This is a genomic window from Xanthomonas sp. LF02-5, from assembly GCF_034105325.1.
Lineage (GTDB): Bacteria > Pseudomonadota > Gammaproteobacteria > Xanthomonadales > Xanthomonadaceae > Xanthomonas_A > Xanthomonas_A sontii.
In genome coordinates this window covers 125357-143339 of record NZ_JAXGGF010000003.1, presented here as the reverse complement: position 1 = coordinate 143339, position 17983 = coordinate 125357, and the positions used below count along the sequence as shown (strand labels likewise).

Annotated in this window: 21 protein-coding genes; 13 read left to right on the top strand and 8 right to left on the bottom strand. The window is 70.4% G+C overall.

Going from position 1 to position 17983, the window contains the following annotated elements:
* Positions 1-86: 86 nt before the first annotated feature.
* Both SLW52_RS09770 and SLW52_RS09765 read right to left on the bottom strand, forming a co-directional pair.
* Positions 87-917 (bottom strand): helix-turn-helix transcriptional regulator, encoded by an 831-nt coding sequence (locus SLW52_RS09770; RefSeq protein WP_320740252.1) that lies wholly within the window; start codon positions 915-917, stop codon positions 87-89.
* Positions 918-953: 36 nt separating this feature from the next.
* Positions 954-1649, bottom strand: coding sequence for a VIT family protein (locus SLW52_RS09765; RefSeq protein ID WP_152237858.1), 696 nt, complete (start codon positions 1647-1649; stop codon positions 954-956).
* Positions 1650-1871: 222 nt separating this feature from the next.
* Here SLW52_RS09765 and SLW52_RS09760 point away from each other — a divergent pair, with 222 nt between their 5' ends.
* From SLW52_RS09760 to SLW52_RS09740, 5 genes are all read left to right on the top strand, one after another.
* Positions 1872-3236: a glutamate--cysteine ligase gene (locus SLW52_RS09760; RefSeq protein ID WP_152237857.1), complete on the top strand. Its 1365-nt coding sequence runs from the start codon at positions 1872-1874 to the stop codon at positions 3234-3236.
* Between the two features lie 32 nt (positions 3237-3268).
* On the top strand, positions 3269-3658 hold the full coding sequence (locus SLW52_RS09755) for a hypothetical protein (RefSeq protein WP_320740253.1): 390 nt from the start codon (positions 3269-3271) through the stop codon (positions 3656-3658).
* A gap of 431 nt (positions 3659-4089) precedes the next feature.
* Positions 4090-4440 (top strand): hypothetical protein, encoded by a 351-nt coding sequence (locus SLW52_RS09750; RefSeq protein ID WP_017908640.1) that lies wholly within the window; start codon positions 4090-4092, stop codon positions 4438-4440.
* A gap of 80 nt (positions 4441-4520) precedes the next feature.
* On the top strand, positions 4521-4793 hold the full coding sequence (locus SLW52_RS09745; protein WP_320740254.1) for a hypothetical protein: 273 nt from the start codon (positions 4521-4523) through the stop codon (positions 4791-4793).
* Positions 4794-4867: 74 nt separating this feature from the next.
* Positions 4868-5251 carry a YbjQ family protein gene (locus SLW52_RS09740; protein ID WP_152180951.1) on the top strand — a complete coding sequence of 128 codons (384 nt, stop codon included), beginning with the start codon at positions 4868-4870 and terminating at the stop codon, positions 5249-5251.
* A 37-nt stretch (positions 5252-5288) separates the two neighbouring features.
* Here SLW52_RS09740 and SLW52_RS09735 read toward each other — a convergent pair whose 3' ends face one another.
* Together SLW52_RS09735 and SLW52_RS09730 are read right to left on the bottom strand one after the other, a co-directional pair.
* Positions 5289-6800, bottom strand: coding sequence for an ATP-binding protein (locus tag SLW52_RS09735; RefSeq protein WP_320740255.1), 1512 nt, complete (start codon positions 6798-6800; stop codon positions 5289-5291).
* Entirely contained in the window at positions 6797-7513 is a 717-nt protein-coding gene (locus SLW52_RS09730) for a response regulator transcription factor (protein ID WP_026143454.1), read from the bottom strand. Before SLW52_RS09730 ends, SLW52_RS09735 begins: the two co-directional genes overlap by 4 nt.
* A gap of 318 nt (positions 7514-7831) precedes the next feature.
* On the opposite strand from SLW52_RS09730, the gene SLW52_RS09725 reads away from it, so the two are divergent.
* The 5 genes from SLW52_RS09725 to SLW52_RS09705 all read left to right on the top strand — a co-directional run bounded on the left by SLW52_RS09725 (position 7832) and on the right by SLW52_RS09705 (position 11279).
* On the top strand, positions 7832-8107 hold the full coding sequence (locus SLW52_RS09725; protein ID WP_017908003.1) for a metal/formaldehyde-sensitive transcriptional repressor: 276 nt from the start codon (positions 7832-7834) through the stop codon (positions 8105-8107).
* Positions 8108-8147: 40 nt separating this feature from the next.
* Positions 8148-9257: an S-(hydroxymethyl)glutathione dehydrogenase/class III alcohol dehydrogenase gene (locus tag SLW52_RS09720; RefSeq protein WP_017912530.1), complete on the top strand. Its 1110-nt coding sequence runs from the start codon at positions 8148-8150 to the stop codon at positions 9255-9257.
* A 70-nt stretch (positions 9258-9327) separates the two neighbouring features.
* Positions 9328-9900: an S-(hydroxymethyl)glutathione synthase gene (gfa, locus tag SLW52_RS09715; RefSeq protein WP_026143453.1), complete on the top strand. Its 573-nt coding sequence runs from the start codon at positions 9328-9330 to the stop codon at positions 9898-9900.
* A 90-nt stretch (positions 9901-9990) separates the two neighbouring features.
* On the top strand, positions 9991-10821 hold the full coding sequence (gene fghA / locus SLW52_RS09710) for an S-formylglutathione hydrolase (protein ID WP_267099686.1): 831 nt from the start codon (positions 9991-9993) through the stop codon (positions 10819-10821).
* 329 nt (positions 10822-11150) lie between these two features.
* On the top strand, positions 11151-11279 hold the full coding sequence (locus SLW52_RS09705) for a hypothetical protein (RefSeq protein ID WP_017908007.1): 129 nt from the start codon (positions 11151-11153) through the stop codon (positions 11277-11279).
* A gap of 226 nt (positions 11280-11505) precedes the next feature.
* On the opposite strand, the gene SLW52_RS09700 is transcribed toward SLW52_RS09705, so the two are convergent.
* Positions 11506-12918, bottom strand: coding sequence for a PLP-dependent aminotransferase family protein (locus SLW52_RS09700; protein ID WP_320740256.1), 1413 nt, complete (start codon positions 12916-12918; stop codon positions 11506-11508).
* A 106-nt stretch (positions 12919-13024) separates the two neighbouring features.
* Between SLW52_RS09700 and SLW52_RS09695 the strand changes: the two genes are divergently transcribed.
* Positions 13025-13816: a PhzF family phenazine biosynthesis protein gene (locus SLW52_RS09695; protein ID WP_320740257.1), complete on the top strand. Its 792-nt coding sequence runs from the start codon at positions 13025-13027 to the stop codon at positions 13814-13816.
* Entirely contained in the window at positions 13813-14724 is a 912-nt protein-coding gene (locus tag SLW52_RS09690; protein WP_320740258.1) for a DMT family transporter, read from the top strand. Before SLW52_RS09695 ends, SLW52_RS09690 begins: the two co-directional genes overlap by 4 nt.
* Positions 14725-14784: 60 nt before the next feature.
* On the opposite strand, the gene SLW52_RS09685 is transcribed toward SLW52_RS09690, so the two are convergent.
* The 3 genes from SLW52_RS09685 to SLW52_RS09675 all read right to left on the bottom strand — a co-directional run bounded on the left by SLW52_RS09685 (position 14785) and on the right by SLW52_RS09675 (position 16823).
* Complete coding sequence (locus tag SLW52_RS09685) at positions 14785-15123, bottom strand: hypothetical protein (RefSeq protein ID WP_017913202.1); 339 nt, start codon at positions 15121-15123, stop codon at positions 14785-14787.
* A gap of 81 nt (positions 15124-15204) precedes the next feature.
* Positions 15205-16146 carry a DegV family protein gene (locus SLW52_RS09680; RefSeq protein WP_320740259.1) on the bottom strand — a complete coding sequence of 314 codons (942 nt, stop codon included), beginning with the start codon at positions 16144-16146 and terminating at the stop codon, positions 15205-15207.
* Between the two features lie 47 nt (positions 16147-16193).
* Complete coding sequence (locus SLW52_RS09675) at positions 16194-16823, bottom strand: DsbA family protein (protein ID WP_152244542.1); 630 nt, start codon at positions 16821-16823, stop codon at positions 16194-16196.
* 317 nt (positions 16824-17140) lie between these two features.
* Between SLW52_RS09675 and SLW52_RS09670 the strand changes: the two genes are divergently transcribed.
* Positions 17141-17974, top strand: a complete 834-nt coding sequence (locus tag SLW52_RS09670) for a cellulase (protein WP_026144748.1) — start codon at positions 17141-17143, stop codon at positions 17972-17974.
* Positions 17975-17983: the final 9 nt, after the last annotated feature.

Here is a 17983-nt window from a genome sequence, read left to right as displayed (position 1 = left end):
CGTGCGCCGCGGTAACGGCATGCTGCGCCGGCGCCGCTGCGCGATTCGCTCATTCCGCTGCGCGCGGCGCTCAATGCCGACGTGGCTCAGTTGCCGATGCTGGCAGGATCCAGGCCATAGCGCTGCTGGAAGCGTTGGCTGAAGCTGCGCACCGAGCGGTAACCGGCGTGCGCGGCGACCGTCTTCAACGGCCAGCGCGTGGTGTACAGCAGTTGCATCGCGTGCGCCAGGCGCGCATCGGTGAGCAGTTCGCGCAACGACGTGCGCTCGCCGGCCAGGTGCCGGCGCAGGGTCGCGCCGCTGAAGCCCAGGCGCTCCTCAATGTCGCGCGAACGCCAGTCGCGTTGTGGCTGCGCGGCGATCAGGTCGCGCACCTGCGCGGCCACGCTCGGCGCCGGCGGCAGCAGCAGGCCACCGTGGCCGCGCCGACACAGCGCCACCACCAGGGCCGCCAGCGCCAGCCGCGCCTCGGTGTAACGGCCGTCCTGCAGCGCCTGCCGCCATTGCAGCAGCGTGCTGCCGAACTCCTCGGCGCGCAGACGCGCCAGCTCCGCGCCGGCGGCGGGCAGCGGTTCGTTCCACAGCACGCGCGCGGCGCTCAGCGCTTCCTCGCACAGCGGCACCAGCACGCTCAGGTACAGGCCGCTGTGCGGATCCGGGATGTTGACCACATCGATGCGGCAGCGCCGCGTCACCAGGAACAGGTCGCCCGGTACGAAGTCCAGGGTCTGTGTCGCGGTGCGCACCTGCTTGCGTCCCTGCAGCAGGATCGCCAGGTGCGGTTGCGGGATTTCCACGGAGCGCGCGCCGTGTTCGCGGCGCGCGGTGATGCAGGCGTAGCCCTCGGCCTGCGTGCAGTCGGCCAGGCTGGCCAGGCGCGCCAGCAGCAAGGCGTCGGGGGAAGTGGTGTCGGCCATGGCCGGTGATGCTAGCGCAGCGGCGGTCGCGCCCGCTCAGACATGCACGCCGAACACATGCCCGATCGCGCCGCTGGCGAGCATCGCCGCCGCGCCCCAGAACACCACCCGCACCGCGCCGCGCAGGCCCGAGGCGCCGCCGGCACGCGCGGCCAGCGCGCCGGTCAGCGACAGGCCGATCAGGGTGGCCGCGCCGGTCACCCACAGTTGCCGGCCGTCCGGCGCCAGCCAGGCGGCCACGATCGGCAGTCCGGCGCCGGTGCAGAACGCGGCCGCCGATGCGGCCGCCGCCTGCAGCGGACGCGCACGCAGGCTCTCGGTGATGCCGAGTTCGTCGCGCGCGTGCGCGCCAAGCGCATCGTGCGCGGTCAACTGCTCGGCGACCTGGCGGGCCAGGCCGGGGTCCAGCCCGCGCTGGCGATAGATCGCGGTGAGTTCGTCCAGTTCGCTCTGCGGGTCCTCGTGCAGCTCGCGGCGTTCCAGCGCCAGGTCGGCGCGCTCGGTGTCGGCCTGCGATTGCACCGACACGTATTCGCCGGCGGCCATCGACATCGCGCCGGCGACCAGGCCGGCGATGCCGGTGGTCAGCACCGTGGCCGCCGACGCGCCGCTGCTGGCGACGCCGACCACCAGGCCGGCCACGGACAGGATGCCGTCGTTGGCGCCGAGCACGGCCGCGCGCAGCCAGCCGGCGCGGTCGGTGCGATGGCGTTCGGAGTGGGTCGGGCGCATGGCGCTGCCTGCGGCGGAGCGGGAAGGAGACCGCAGCCTAGCCGAGCCGGCGCCGCGAACGCTTGCTGCGTCTCACTCTCGACGCCGTCAGCGGCGCGGCCATGGAATGCTGCAGTGCCGCCGGTAGCGACGCGGGCCCCGCCCCCGGCACGCTATAGTGCGGGCCTTGCGATGGCTGGGGATGGTCCCCACATCGCCTCACCCGCCGTGCGAGTCCTGCCCTTGTCGAGCCCCAGCCATGTTGCCGAGACGCCGATCACCGACCGCGCCGAACTGGTCGAGGTGCTTGCCTCCGGAGAAAAACCCGAAGCGCAGTGGCGCATCGGCACCGAGCACGAGAAGTTCGGCTTCCGGCTGGACGACCTGCGGCCGCCGACCTTCGACGGCGAGCGCGGCATCGAGGCCTTGCTGCTGGGCCTGACCCGCTTCGGCTGGGAGCCGGTGCGCGAAGCCGGGCACACCATCGCCCTGCTGCGCGATGGCGCCTCGGTGACGCTGGAGCCGGCCGGTCAGCTGGAACTGTCCGGCGCCCCGCTGCCGACCATCCACGACACCTGCGTCGAAGTGGGCAGCCACCTCAACGAGGTCAAGCAGGTCGCCGACGAACTGGGCCTGGGTTTCCTCGGCATGGGCTTCCAGCCGAAGTGGCGCCGCGACGAGATGCCGTGGATGCCCAAGGGCCGCTACCAGATCATGAAGCGCTACATGCCCAAGGTCGGTTCGCTCGGCCTGGACATGATGACCCGCACCTGCACGGTGCAGGTCAACCTGGATTACGCCAGCGAAGCGGACATGATCAGGAAGTTCCGCGTGTCGCTGGCGCTGCAGCCGATCGCCACCGCGCTGTTCGCCGACTCGCCGTTCGCCGAGGGCAAGCCCAACGGCTACCTCAGCTACCGATCGCATATCTGGACCGACACCGACGCCGACCGCACCGGCATGCTCGACTTCGTGTTCGAGGACGGCTTCGGCTACGAGCGCTACGTCGATTACCTGCTCGACGTGCCGATGTACTTCTCCTACCGCGACGGCACCTACATCGACGCCAGCGGACAGAGCTTCCGCGATTTTCTGCAGGGCAAGTTGCCGGCGTTGCCCGGTGCGTTGCCGACGCTGCGCGACTGGTCCGACCACATGACCACCGCGTTCCCGGAAGTGCGCCTGAAGAAGTACCTGGAAATGCGCGGCGCCGACGCCGGTCCGTGGGGCCGGTTGTGCGCGCTGTCGGCGTTCTGGGTCGGCCTGCTGTACGACGATGCGGCGCTGGGCGCGGCCTGGGACCTGGTCAAGGATTTCAACCTGGCCGAACGCCACGCGCTGCGCGACGGCGTGCCGAAGCAGGCGCTGAAGCTGCCGTTCCGCAACGGCACCGTGCAGGACCTGGCTGCCGAGGCGGTGAAGATCGCCCTGTCCGGCCTGCGCCGGCGCGCGCGCCTGAACCGCGACGGCCAGGACGAATCGCGCTTCCTCGAACCGCTGGTGGAAATCCTGCATGGCGGCGAGACCGCGGCCGAGCGCAAGCTGGCGCTGTACCACGGCGCCTGGCAGGGCGACATCGACCACGTGTTCCGCGAGTTCGCGTACTGAGTGCAGCGGCCCGCCCGCAGGCCAGCAGAACGATGACCGCGATCGGTGACATGGCGGGCCTGTTCCAGGACGAGCCGAGCAGATGGGGCGGCCGTGGCGATCCGTATCTGTGGAAAGAGATGGCGTCGACCCTGGCCGGCGTGCCGTTGCCGGCGACGGCCACGCAGTGCGAGGCGCTGCTCGCCGACACCTTCGCGCGCCTGGTCGGCACGGCGCTGGACGACGCATCCGTCGAGTCGGTCTTCGTGCCGCGCCTCAGCCATGGCGGCATGTCCTCGGGCTACGTCAGCCTGGTGTTCTGGCGGGCGACCGCACTGCCGCTGCTGCTGTCGCGTCATGCCGAGGCTGTGGCGCAGCGACGTGCGGGTGCCATAGCGCCGCAAACGCCGCCATGGTGGCGACGGCTATGGCCTTCGCGCTAGACACCTAGCCGCCCATCCGCGCCCTGGGCACGCCCCAGGCCGGGCAGCCGCGCGCCGATGGAGTGCGGCTGTACGACGCCACTGACCTGGCCGAACGCCATGCGACCTTCGAGGTCGCGCGCTGCCTGCCGCGCCATGTGCTGATCGGCGACGACAGCGGCGGCCAAGGCGTGCTGGTCGCGTTGGCCGGACCGGCGTATCCCTCTTTCTCTGCGATCTGGGCGCCGTGGCCGAGGCAGAGCGCGTGCCGCTTGCGGCGTCGTTGCCGGAATGGATGGCGGCGGGAAGCCCGCTTTTGCCGTAGTCGGCCGGCGGCTTACCCAATGTAAGCTGGTGTCACGCGCACTATGCGTGGCGGGGGAATGCCGTCGCTGTCGCGATCCGAGCGAGAGGCGCTTGTGGTGCCGGAGAGAGCGTCATTGGGGGGATGCATGAAACTGAAGATCGTTGGTGTGGTGTTGCTCGTTGCCTTTGCCGTTTCCGCCTGCGGTCTGCAGGAGCAGGCCGATGCCAAGTTCGGCGACCAGCATTTCAAGACGGTGGTGTCGTTGGTTGAACTGTACAAGCTGCGTACCGGGTCTTATCCCGCGTCGCTGGCCGACCTCACCTTCACCGGTGATTGGGATCAGATCGCCATTGCGTCGGTCCACTACCGGAAGCTGGACGAGGGCTACGAACTCGATCTTGTACGGGGATGGGTGGGGCGCCCGGATCTGCACTATCCCCCGGCGTTCTGGAAAGGGCTTGGCCTGCGCAAATCCAATCTCAAGCACGCGCCGTGATGGCACCAGGCACGTCTTCGCGAGCGGTCGTAGAGCGCACGAGCGTTCGACGGCGTCTTTTCGAACGCATTGCGCTCGTGATGGCGTCGCTCGGCTGCATGGCATCCGCGCATGCGACCAGCCAATGCCCCGCCGACTTTGGTCCCAAGGATCCGCTCATCGATCTGCTCGGATGGGCGGTGGTCGCCAGCGGCGTGGTGCTGGGCGGCTGGCTGTGCGTGCACGTGGTGCGGCGTTCGCGCGGGCTGGGCCGATGGCGGGTGGCGGTCGTGCTGGCCGGCGTCGTGGCGATGCTGCTGCTATGGGGTGGCGGCCTGGTGCTGGCGATTGCGTGGTTCTTCATGCGGTGCTAACACTGTCGGCCTCGGTGCGTGCGCGCCGGGTCCGCGGTCCGCGGAGCCACGGGCCACGCCAGCAGGGCACACCGATGACCGATCCGTACAATTCCTCGCCGCCGCGCGCGGCGGTCTCGCCACTGAACGATGCGATGGTGACCACCGCGCTGGAACTTCCCGGCTACCGGATCGTGCGCAATCTGGGCATCGTGCGCGGCATCACCGTGCGCTCGCGCTCCATCGTCGGCAATTTCCTCGGCGGGCTGCAGACGCTGTTCGGCGGCAACATCACCATCTATACCGAGCTATGCGAGCAGGCGCGCCTTGAGACGTACCGGGACATGCTGCAGCACGCGCGGCAGATGGGCGGCAACGCCATCGTCGCGGTGCGCTACGACGCCACCGAGCTGATGGCCGGCCTGACCGAAGTGCTGTGCTATGGCACGGCCGTGGTCGTCGAGCCGAACCAGCGCTGAGTCGATCGACGTGCGGCGGAACGGCGGCGCGCCCGGCTCAGCCGTCGACCGCCTGGCACGGCAGCCGCACGCTGACCCGCAGGCCGCCCTCGGGGCGGTTGTCCAGGGCGATCTGGCCGCCATGCGCCAGCACGATGCTGTGCGCCACCGACAGGCCCAGGCCGATGCCGCCGGTATCGCGGTTGCGCGAGTTCTCGCCGCGGAAGAACGGCAGGAACAGCTTCTCGCGCTGTGCGGGATCGATGCCGGGGCCGTCGTCGTCGATCCACAGCACGCATTCGCCGTCCTCGTGACGCAGCTGCAGGCGTGCGCGCTTGCCATATTTCAGCGCGTTCTCCACCAGGTTCATCACCATGCGCCGCAGCGACAGCGGGTCGCCGTCGAGGGTGATGGCGTCGCCGAGCAGCAGCACCACGTCGGCTCCGGTGTCGCTGGCGTCGTCGACCACGCTTTCCACCAGCAGGCGGAAATCCAGCGGCGAGCGGGTGCCGCGGCGGCTGTCGTTGTGGATGAAGTCCAGCGCCGCGGAGATCATCGCCTTCATCTCGTCGATGTCGGCCATGGTCTTCTCGCGTAGCGGCGGCTGCAGGGTCTCCAGGCGGAACGCCAGTCGCGCCAACGGCGTGCGCAGGTCGTGGGCAATCGCCGCGACCATGTGCGTGCGCTCGTTGATCAGCCGGTTCAGGCGCGCCTGCATCGCGTTGAACGAATCGGCCGCCTGCACGATCTCGCTGGGGCCGCTGCGCCGCAGCGGCTGCGCGTCGGGATTGCGGCCGAGCTGGTCGGCCGCCTCGGCGAAGCGCCGGATCGGCGCCGACAGTGCGCGTGAGAACCACCAGGCCAGCGGCAGCATCGCCAGCATGCCGACCAGGAACAGCATCACCACCTGGGTCTTGAATTCGTTGGAGAACCGCCGCGGCGGCGACATCACGCTGCGCCAGTGGCCGTCGGGCTGGCGCAGGGCCGCGGTGAAACCGTCCAGCAGCGGTACCGCCGGGGCGAAGCCGCGTTCGCGCCACCCCACGGCGCGCATGGTCGCGCCGAAGGCGCCATTGCGCGGTGCCTCGCCGGGCGCAGGCGGCGGTTCCGGTGGCGGCGGTTGCTGCGCGGTGGCTGAGGGCGCGACCTCCGCGGGTGCGGGGACGTCGTCGTCGGCCGCCATGCCATGCGGCGGCGGCGGCGGGCGTTCGCCCAGGCGCAGGCGCAGGCGTTCCAGGCGGCCGTCGCTGTTGCGGTAGAAGCGCACCTGGTCCGGCGCCACTTCCAGCCAGTGCGCCATCAGCCGTTCCACGTTGCGGTCGCGCACCTGGTCGCGCGCCGGCAGCGGCGCATGGGCGGTGTCCTGCACCTTGAGTGTCTGGGTGCCGGCCGGCATGCGCGTGCTGAGCAGGGCGATCACCTCCGGCGGGTGCACCGGCATCTCGTAGACCGGCGTGCGCAGCACCAGGGCGATGCCGATCAGCTGCGCGGTGAGCAGCGCCACCACCAGCAGCAGGAAGGCGCGGGCGAAGATCGGCACGCCGCGGCGGGCGCGCGTGGGCCCGCTCACAGGCGGGCGACGCTCGGCAGCAGCATGTAGCCCTCGTTGCGCACGGTGCGGATCAGTTCGGTCTGCACGCGCTCGTTGATCTTGCGGCGCAGGCGGCTGATCTGGCTGTCGATGGCGCGGTCGTAGACCTCGGTATCGCGGCCGCGCGCGTAGTCGAGCAGCTGGTCGCGGCTGAGCACGCGCTGCGGATGCTCGACGAAGGTGCGCAGCAGCGCGAATTCGCCGTCGGAGAGATTGATGAAGATGCCGGTGGGATCGCGCAGGTCGCGGCGGATCACGTCCAGCCGCCAGCCGGCGAACTCGTAGACGTTGCCGCGCGCTTCCGGCGGCAGCGTCGCCGCCTGGCTGCGCCGCAGCAGGGCGCGGACCCGCGCCAGCAGCTCGCGCGGATTGCACGGCTTGGCCAGGTAGTCGTCGGCGCCGACTTCCAGGCCGATGATGCGGTCGGTGTCGCTGCCCAGCGCGCTGAGCATGATCACCGCCGGCGCGCCGCGCTCGCTGGCGAGCTGGCGGGCGGCGCTGAGGCCGTCCTCGCCGGGCATCATCACGTCCAGGATCACCAGGTCCGGCTGGCGCTCGGCCATCCGCAGGCGCATCTCCGCCACGGTCTCGGCGGTGTCCACCTGATAGCCGTGGTCGCTCAGGAACTCGCTGATGAGTCGGCGCAGATCCGGATCGTCGTCGACGACCAGAATGAAGGATTTCATGTCCACGATCTTGAAGGGCGGCCACACGGGGATTCGCCCAGTCTAGACGTGGCCGCGGCTGCCTGGAACTGGGGGCGGGCAGGGACGTGGCCACCGGCACCGGGGCCCGCGCATGAACGCGTGGCCATCATAGGCAGCACCGGCGGCGCCAACATGGCGGTTTCGTGTCCTGGGCCGACACGCATTGCCATGCGCCGGCACCCGCGCGGCGGGGCGTCCGGCCGCGCCCGGGTCGGCCAGGATGGGTGGAGTAACGGCGCGGGCGTTTTCTTTTTTCGATGGCAGGAATACTATCCCCCAGTATAGTTCCCGAGTCCCCGCCACATGCCGCACGCCCCGCACGAAAAGAAGCGCGTCCTCGCCCGCATCCGCCGCCTGCGCGGCCAGACCGAGGCGTTGGAACGCGCGCTGGAGGAGGGGACGGACTGCGCTGCTGTGCTGCAGCAAATCGCCGCCATCCGCGGCGCGGTCAACGGCCTGATGTCGGAAGTGATGCAGGCGCATGTCCGCGATGAATTCGGCCATGCCGCCACCTCCGATGCGCAGCGCGCCGCGCGCGTGCGCGAGATGGCCATGCTGGTCCGCTCCTACCTCAAGTGATCCCCACCCCACGCCCATTCCGTCAGCCAGGAGAAATCGCATGAAGTCCCGAGCCGCCGTCGCTTTCGAAGCAGGCAAACCGCTGCAGATCGTGGAGATCGATGTCGAACCGCCGCGCCAGGGCGAAGTGCTGGTGCGCATCACCCATACCGGCGTGTGCCATACCGACGCGTTCACGCTGTCTGGCGACGATCCGGAAGGTATTTTCCCGGCGGTGCTCGGCCATGAGGGCGGCGGCATCGTCGAGGCGGTGGGCGAGGGTGTGACCAGCGTCAAGGTCGGCGACCACGTGATCCCGCTGTACACGGCCGAGTGCCGCAAGTGCAAGTTCTGCCTGTCCGGCAAGACCAACCTGTGCCAGGCGGTGCGCGCCACCCAGGGCAAGGGCCTGATGCCCGACGGCACCACCCGCTTCTCCTACAACGGCCAGCCGATCTACCACTACATGGGCTGCAGCACCTTCAGCGAGTACACGGTGGTGCCGGAGATCTCGCTGGCCGTGGTCAACCCCGAGGCGCCGCTGGAGAAGGTGTGCCTGCTCGGCTGCGGCGTCACCACCGGCATCGGTGCGGTGCACAACACGGCCAAGGTGAAGGAAGGCGACAGCGTCGCGGTGTTCGGCCTCGGCGGCATCGGCCTGGCGGTGATCCAGGGCGCGGTGCAGGCCAAGGCCGGGCGCATCCTGGCCATCGACACCAATCCGGGCAAGTTCGAGCTGGCGCGCAGCATGGGCGCCACCGACTGCATCAACCCGAAGGACTACAGCAAGCCGATCCAGGAAGTCATCGTCGAGCTGACCGACGGCGGCGTGGACTTCAGTTTCGAGTGCATCGGCAACGTGCACGTGATGCGCTCGGCGCTGGAGTGCTGCCACAAGGGCTGGGGCGAGAGCGTCATCATCGGCGTGGCCGGCGCCGGCCAGGAAATCAGCACGCGCCCGTTCCAGCTGGTCACCGGCCGCGTCTGGCGCGGCAGCGCCTTCGGCGGGGTCAAGGGCCGCACCCAGCTGCCGGGCATGGTGGAGCAGGCGATGCACGGCGAGATCGACCTCGACCCGTTCATCACCCACACCCTGCCGCTGGACGAGATCAACGAAGCCTTCCACCTGATGCACGAGGGCAAGTCGATCCGCACCGTCATCCACTTCTGACCGCAGGTCAGTCCGGCGCGCGGCCGTTTCCGCGCATTGCAGCGACGCAACGAACCCGGGAGGGGGCAAGATGAGTACTGTGACGATTCATCCGTCGGTGGATGCCGGCGTGCGTGCCGGCGCGGAGCATTTCCAGGGCGGTACCCTGGAATGCCATTGCGCCAGCGACAAGGTGGTGGTGGAAGTGGGCGCGCAGACCGCGCACAACCACGCCTGTGGCTGTACCAAGTGCTGGAAGCCGAAGGGCGCGACCTTCTCGGTGGTGGCGGTGGTGGCGCGCGACAAGGTCAAGGTGACGGCGCACGAGGAGAAGCTGAAGGTGGTGGACGAGAGCGCAACCATCCGCCGTCACGCTTGCACCGGCTGCGGTGTGCACATGTACGGCCGCATCGAGAACACCGAGCATCCGTTCTACGGTCTGGATTTCGTGCATACGGAACTGTCGCCGCAGCAGGGCTGGTCGGCGCCGGGGTTCGCCGCCTTCGTGTCGTCGATCATCGAGAGCGGCACGCGTCCGGAGGCGATGGACGGGGTGCGCAACCGCCTGCGCGAACTGAAGCTGGAACCGTACGACTGCCTGTCGCCGCCGCTGATGGACGCGATCTCCACCCACGTGGCGCGCAAGAACGGCGTGCTGCACTGAAGCCCGCTGCCGCGCGCGTCGCCGGTCGACGCGTCGCGGCACCCCGCCTGCGGCCGGTCGCGGCCGCAGGCCCTCTTCCCGGAACTGCCCATGGAACGTATCGAACACCACGCCTGCTGCGGCGGCTGGCAGGACGTCTATCGCCACGACTCGGCTGTGCTCGGCTGCCCCATGCAGGTGGCCGTGTACCTGCCGCCGCAGGCCGAGCACACCACGCTGCCGGTGCTGTACTGGCTCAGCGGCCTGACCTGCACCGAGCAGAACTTCATCACCAAGGCCGGTGCGCAGCGCTATGCGGCCGAGCATGGCGTGATCCTGGTCGCGCCCGACACCAGCCCGCGCGGCGAGCAGGTCGCCGACGACGAGGGCTACGACCTGGGCAAGGGCGCCGGCTTCTACGTCAACGCCACCCAGGCGCCGTGGGACGCGCACTACCGCATGTACGACTACGTGGTGCAGGAACTGCCGGCGCTGATCGAGGCGCAGTTCCCGCACAACGGCCGGCGCGCGATCAGCGGGCATTCGATGGGCGGCCACGGCGCCCTGGTGATCGCGCTGAAGAATCCCGGCCGCTACCGCAGCGTGTCGGCGTTCTCGCCGATCGTGGCGCCCACGCAGGTGCCGTGGGGCGAGAAGGCATTCACCGCCTACCTGGGCGAGGACCGCACGCAGTGGCAGGCCTACGACGCCAGCGTGCTGATCGGCAGTGCCAGCGAGCGCCTGCCGCTGCTGATCGACCAGGGCGGCGGCGACGAGTTCCTCGAGAAGCAGTTGCGCCCGCAGTTGCTGCAGGCCGCCGCCGAGGCCGCCGGCTACCCGCTGACCCTGCGCGTGCAGCCCGGCTACGACCACAGCTACTACTTCATCGGCAGCTTCATCGGCGAGCACATCGCCTTCCACGCGCGCGCCCTGCAGGGCTGAGCGCGCTCCACCGGCGGCCGCGCGACGCGGCCCGCCGGGCAGGGGGCCGCGCGTTGCGCTGCCGGTCGCAGCGTTCCCGCCTTGTCGTCCGTGGCCGTTCTGCGCGGTGGCAAGGCGGCCACAGGCGCGCGATGCATGCGAGGCTCGCCGAGCACACACATGACAGCCCGGTGACCGCCGCGGCCGCGACGTGGCCGGTCTCGTAAACAATCAGGTGCGCCGCACCGCCCGACCCGCGGTTGTGCGATCGCGTTCGCGCCTGCTGAGACCTGCGCTGGCTAGATTCCGCAGGGTTCGCCCTCGCCACGTCCCTGGATCGGAGCCGCGCCATGTCTTGCCGTCGCATCCTGCTGCTCCCCTGGCCGCGCTGGCGCAGCCCGCTCAGCCCCGTGGCGATGCTCGCCTGCACCCTGGTCGGCGCCTGCGTGGCGCTGGCGATCGGCGCGGCAACGCCGTAGCGCACGCCGCGACTGGCTATCGTCGATCGCGGTCACGCCGTTGCGTCGGATGCGGCCACCGCGGTCGTGTCGCATGCGGGGCGATCGCCGCGACCGGTCGGCGCGCATGTGGAGTTGCATGCACGGCGTCGCTCGGAGGCGGACCAGGGCGCCTTGTAGGCGCGGTGCGAGCAAGCGCTGGGAGCGAACTTCGCATCGGGATCGCGGTGCGGCGCTGGACGCGGCGCTAGCGCGGCAGTCGCGCGGCCAGTTTGCCCAGCCGCCGCATTGCATCTTCCAGCGTCTCGCTCCACGGCTGCCCGCAGCTCAGCCGCAGGTGGTCGGCATAGTCGCCGCGGCTGGAGAACAGGTGCCCGGGCGAGGTGCCGATGCCGGCGGCGAGAGCGGCCTCGAACAGCGCCTGGCCGCTGCCGGCGTCGGCCAGTTGCAGCCACAGCGACAGGCCGCCGGCCGGGTCGCCGATGCGGGTGCCGGCCGGCCAGTGCCGCAGCACCGCCTCGCGCAGGCGCTGGCCGTTGTCGGCCAGGGTGCGGCGCAGCTTGCGCAGGTGGCGTTCCAGGTCGTGCCGCTGCAGGTAGTCGGCCAGGGCCAGTTGCGGCAGGCTGGCGCCGCCGATAGTGGAGAAGTACTTGGCGCGCACCAGCGCGTCGGTCCAGGCGCCGCCGAGCAGCCAGCCCACGCGCAGGCCGGGCGCCAGCACCTTGGAGAAGGCGCCGCAGGTGATCACGTTGCCGTGGGTGTCGAAATGGCGCAGCGGCCGCGGGCGCTGCCCCGACCAGTCGAGTTCGCCGTAGATGTCGTCCTCGATCACCACCGTGCCGTGGCGCGCGCAACTGTCCAGCACGGCGCGCTTGGCGGCATCGGGGGTGAGGCTGCCCAGCGGGTTGTTGAAGTTCGGCACCAGCACCGCGGCGCGCGCCGGCGTGCGCTGCAGCAGTGCGTCCAGGCGTGCGGCGTCGATGCCCTGGCCGGGCCGGTTCGGGACCTCCAGCACCTTCAGGCGCAGCGCCGCCACCGCCTGCAGGATGCCGTGGTAGGTCGGGGTCTCGACCAGCACCACGTCGCCAGGGGCGGTGAGCGTGCGCAGCCCCAGGCTGATCGCCTCCATCGCGCCGGCGGTCACCACCACCTCGTCGGCGGCAACGACCGTGGCGCAGTGCGCGTAGCGCTGCGCGATCTGCCGGCGCAGCGCGGCGTGGCCCTGCGGCGGTGCGTAGTCGAGCGCGGCGCTGCGCTGGCGGCGCAACTGCCGCGCCAGCGCGCTGGCCAGGTGCGCGCCGGGCAGCAGCACCGCCGCCGGCGTGGCGGTGTGCAGCGGCACCAGATCCGAGCGCGCGAGCATGTCCAGCACGCCCTGCAGCGCCGGATTGGCGACCGCGCCCGGCGCGCGCCGCCGGGTAGCGGCGCCTGCGCCGGCCGGTTGCGGTGTGGCCGCGGCGCGCACGAAGTAGCCCGAGCGCGGGCGTGCCTGCACCCGGCCTTCGCGTTCCAGTTGCAGGCAGGCCTGCACCGCGGTGGCGGCGCTGATGCCGTGGCCGGCGGCCAGTTGCCGGATCGACGGCAGGCGCTCGCCGGCACGCAGCGTGCCCTGCGCGATCTGGTCGCGCAGCTGGCTGGCGAGGGCTTCGTACAGGCGCATGCGGCGGCCTCATCTGTATCGGTCGATTTGCAGCGTATCTGACTCTGTGCTGGTCGCCCAGCCCGGCGCACACTGGCCGTGTCCTTCCCCATTCCCGAGGCCGCGCGTGCAACTGCCGCTGTTCATCGTCGATGCCTTCACCACGGTGCGGTTCCGCGGCAACCCGGCCGCGGTGGTGCCGCTGCAGGCGTGGTTGCCGGACGCGCTGATGCAGGCCATCGCCAGCGAGAACAATCTGTCGGAGACCGCGTTCTTCGTGCGCGAGGCCGATGGCGCGTTCGCGATCCGTTGGTTCTCGCCGCTGCGCGAAGTGGGGTTCTGCGGCCATGCCACCTTGGCCAGCGCTTTCGTTGTCGCCACCCAGGGCCTGGCGCCGCTGCCGTTGCGGTTCCGTGCCGCGGCGGTCGGCGAACTGGGGGTGGACCGCGAGGCCGACGGGCGCTTCGTCCTGCGCTTTCCGAACCAGGCGCCGGCCGCGCTGGCGGCGGTGCCGCAGGCACTCGCGCAGGCGTTGTCGATCGCGCCGCAGGCGGCGTACCGCAACGACCAGGCCTACATTGCCGTGTACGCGGACGAAGACCAGGTGCGGGCGGTGGTGCCGGACCTGGCGCGGATGCTGGCGCTGGCACCGCGCGATGTCGCGGTCACTGCGCCCGGGCGCGAGCACGATTTCGTCTCGCGTTATTTCTGGCCGGCCAACGGCGGCGTCGAGGATCCGGTGACCGGCTCGATCCACGCCGCGCTGGCGCCGCTGTGGGCGCAGCGCCTGGGCAAGTGCGACCTGCGTGCGTGGCAGGCGTCTGCACGCGGCGGCGAACTGGACTGCCGGGTGACGCCGGACCACGTGCAGGTGCGTGGCGCGGCGGTGCAGTACCTGCACGGGAGCATCGCGCTGTGAGCGCCGCCGTCGCGACATCCGCGGGCGCGTCCAGGCGGGCACTGTGGCAGTTGCTGCTGGCCGAGGTGCTGATCGGCTCGGTCGGCGTGTTCGTGCACGAGAGCGGCCAGGACCCGGTGACCGCGGTGTTCTACCGCTGCCTGTTCGGCGCGCTGTTCCTGACCGTGTGCGGCCTGCTCGGCGGGCAGTTGCGCGGCCTGTGGCGCGAGCGCGCGCTGTTGCGCGACGCGGCGCTCAGCGGGGTGTTGCTGGTGCTCAACTGGGTGGCGCTGTTCGCCGGCATGGCGCGCTCGTCGATCGGCGTGGCGACCATGGTCTACCACGTGTTCCCGTTCGTCATGCTGATCCTGGCGGCGGTGCTGCAGGGCGAGCGCAGCCGCCGCGCCGACCTGGGCTGGACCCTGCTGGCCTTCGTCGGCGTGGCCTGTTCGGCCGATCCGCTGCGGCTGTGGTCCAGCGCCGACCGCGGCTACCTGGGCGGGATCGCGCTGACCTTGCTTGGCGCGCTGCTGTGTGGCGCCTCGTTGCTGATGTCGCGGCGGATCAGCCGCGAGCGGCCGCTGGCGGTGGTGACGGTGCAGTGCTGGGTCGGTGCGGCGATGCTGGTCGGCTTCTCCAGCAGCGCCGCGCTGCATCCCGGCCGCCACTGGTTCTGGCTGATCGGCCTGGGGGTGATCCACAGCGGCGTGGTGTACGTGCTGTTCTACAGCGCCTACCGGCACCTGCACGTGGCGGCGATCGCGGTGGTCGCGTTCGTCTATCCGCTGGTGACGCTGCTGCTGGACTACCTGCTGTACGGCCACCGGCTGGTGCCGGTGCAGTGGCTGGGCCTGGCGCTGATCGTGCTGGGCACGCTGGCGGTCAATCTGCGCTGGTCCTGGTCATGCCGGGCGGTGGCCGCGTCGTAGCGTGGCGCGGCTCCGCGTAGGCGCGTCGGCCACCGCGGTGCGGTTGCCTGGGCGCGCGTTTTAGCGCACGTCGCGCAGTTCCCAGCCGCTGCCGGCCAGCAGGCGCAGGCGCTGCTTGAGGATGTCGCCGGGGATGCTGGTGGTCGCGGACAGATCGATGCGCAGATCGTCCTGGCGACCGGTCACCCGTGCTGCCGGATCGGTCACGCCCAGCGCCGGATCGACCTCGTCCGGCTCCGGCTGCATGGCGCGCCAGCGCTCGAACCAGGCCGGATCGCTGAGGGCGGCCTGCAGCTGTTCGGCGAAGGCGTCGGCGCCGTGCGCGGAGAAGCTCAGCGACGGGTTGCTGCCGCGGGCACGGGCGGGATCGGGCAGGCTGATCGAGTAGGTGACGGCCATGGGCATCTCTTGTAGGCGGTACGAAGCGGCGCAGCCTAGCAGAGCCGGCGGCGACCCGCCGTCGACGCGGCCAGCGGGCGATCAGCCGAAGTGCAGCGCCTCCCCGGCGAAGCCCAGCACCAGCGCGCCCTTGCCGACATTGACCATGCCGGTCAGGCTCATCACGCTCTCCAGCAGCTCAACGCCGTGGCTGTCGCAGGCCTGGCGCAGCGCCGCGTAGCCGGGCAGGGCGCGCAGTTCCGCCAGCTCGCCGCCATAGCTCAGGCACAGCGTGGGCGTCATCAACCCGGCGGCCACGCGTTTGGCGGCCAGCCCGAACAGGGTCTGCACGGCGTGGTCGAAGCCCTTGAGCTTGGCCACCGGCGCGGTCTCGCCGCGGTGGCAGTGCAGCACCGGCTTGATGTCCAGGGCCGAGCCGAGCGCGGCGCTGAGCAGGCCGACGCTGCGGTCGCCCTTGCTGCGCGCGCGGCTGCGCAGGTAGTACAGGTCGCGCGCGATCATGTAGCCATGGGTGTGCTCGGCCAGCGTCTCCAGCCGTTCGCGGATGGCCTGCACGCCGGCACCGTTGGCACGCATCCGCACCGCCTCGACGGCGATCACGGCCTGCGCGGCGAACAGGTTCTGGGTGTCGATCACCCGCAGCGCGAACGGCGAGGCGTGGCCGGCAGCCTGACGGATCGGCTTGTAGTCGTTGAGGATGGCGAAGCCGGCCTGCTGCGCGTGGTCGTGGATCGGGCTGCGGGTCTTGGTGATGGTCAGGCAGAACACGTGGTCGTAGTCGATGACCAGCCGGCTCAGGAACAGCTCGCGGATCTGCGCCACGCTGTACGGAACGGTCTCGGCTTCGGCGCCGTGCGCGCTGACCTGTGCGTGCAGGAACTCCAGCGTCGCCGCTTCGTCGCGGCGATCGGCCAGGACGGTGCCGCCGAGGCGCACGCTGATCGGCAACACCACCAGGTCGTGCTGGGCGATGTAGTCCTGCGGCAGATCGCAGGCGGAATCTACGACGATGCCGATGCGCATCCGCTGAAGCTCCAGTGATTGGGGAGATCGATGGACATGGCGACCGCTCAGGCGTTGCGCTGCACCGCGACCGGCAGCGCGCTCAGGCGCGCCATGTCGCCGCGCTGCAGCAGTTGCGGGTCGGCCAGCACCGCGCGCATCAGAGGGTGCGCGTCGTTGCCCCACAGCAGGGTGTCGTCGATCTGCAGGGTCGGCACGCCGAACACGCCGGCCGCCAGCGCCTGTTCGGTGTTGGCGCGCAGTTGCGCCTTGACCTGCGCATCGGCGGTGGCCGCGGCGACGTCGGCGATCCCCAATGCCTGGCCGACCGGCGCCAGGGCCGCGGCGTCGTCGCCCGCGTGGCCATCGCGCCACAGCCAGTCGAAGAGCGCATCGATGGCCTGCGGCGTGGTGCCGGCGGCGATGCACAGGCGCAGCGCCGTCAGCGGGTTGAACGGATGTGCCGGCGGGAAGCGCAGCGGCACGCCTTGCTGCTGCGCCTGCCACTGCACGAAGCGATAGGTGAACTCGCGCTTGTGCGGCACCTCGGCCGGCCCGCGCGTCTGCAGCTGCGCCAGCACCGCGCCGAACACGATCGGCACCGGCTGGATCCGCGAGAACTCCGGCAGCGCTTTCACCTGCTGCCAGTGCAGATAGGAAAACGGCGAGATGAAATCGAAATACCAGCGCAACGTCATCGTGCTTCTCCGTCATGACGCATCAGCTTATCGCGGCGTCGCGCGCGCTGCGACTGCGTACATCGGCATGCTGCAGTGCGAAATGTCGCTGCCGACCGTTCGCCCGGCGACCGCAATGCGTAGACGATGCCGTGGCGGAAATCTCGCTGGCACGCGATATCTGTGAAGCGCCGCGCGGCCGTGGCCTGGATCGCGGTAGCGCTATTGCGCTGGCGCATGACATGCGCGGGTCTTGTCATAGCTCGCGGTACGTGCACCTTGCTAGCGTCCGCCGCGGCAGTAGATTCGCTGCCCCTGCACGCTCAGGAGAGACCGCCATGCACGCTTCCGCTTCCGTTTCCGCCGCTGCTTCGCCGCGCCTTCCCGCCACGGTCGTCAGGTCGCCGCGCGGCTGGGCGCGGACCCTGCGCGCGCTGTTCGCCACCGCCCTGCTCGCCATCGCGCCGATGGCGCTGGCCGGGCCGTACCAGGTGTACGGCAACCAGTACGCCTGGGTGAACAACTTCAACGACCCCAACAACGTCATCCAGGGCACGTTCCACAGCGGCAGCACGCCGAGCATGACCGTGACCTTCAATTTCCCCAACGCCAGTCTGTACGGCTATCCGGCGATCCTGCGCGGCTCGCACTACGGCTTCAATCCCACTGCCGACCGCACCTTCCCGCGGCAGGTCTCGGCGCTGCGGTCCTTGCCGGCGACCTTCGCGTACTCGTCCGGCGGCAGCAACCTGGCCGGCGACTTCGCCTACGACCTGTTCTTCCGCTGGGACAGCACGGTGTCCTCCAGCGCGATTCCGCAGGCCGAAGTGATGATCTGGGGCGGCCACAACTCGTATCCGATCGGAACGCTCACCGCCAGTAACGTCATCAGCGCCGGCGGCTACACCTTCGATCTGTGGGAAGGCATGAACAGCGCCGCCGGCTACTACGTCTACACCTTCATTCCGCACAACACCGCCGGCCAGCCGACCCTGCCGAGCAACGGCAATCTCAACATCGACATCAAGCCGTTCCTGAGCTGGCTGCACACGCACCGCGCGCAGGACGGGCGCTTCAGCAACGCGATGTACCTGCACGTGGTCGAGGCCGGTTTCGAGGTGGTGCGCGGCAACGGCTGGGCCTGGATCCAGGCCAATATCGGCGCCAACTGACGGCGCCGC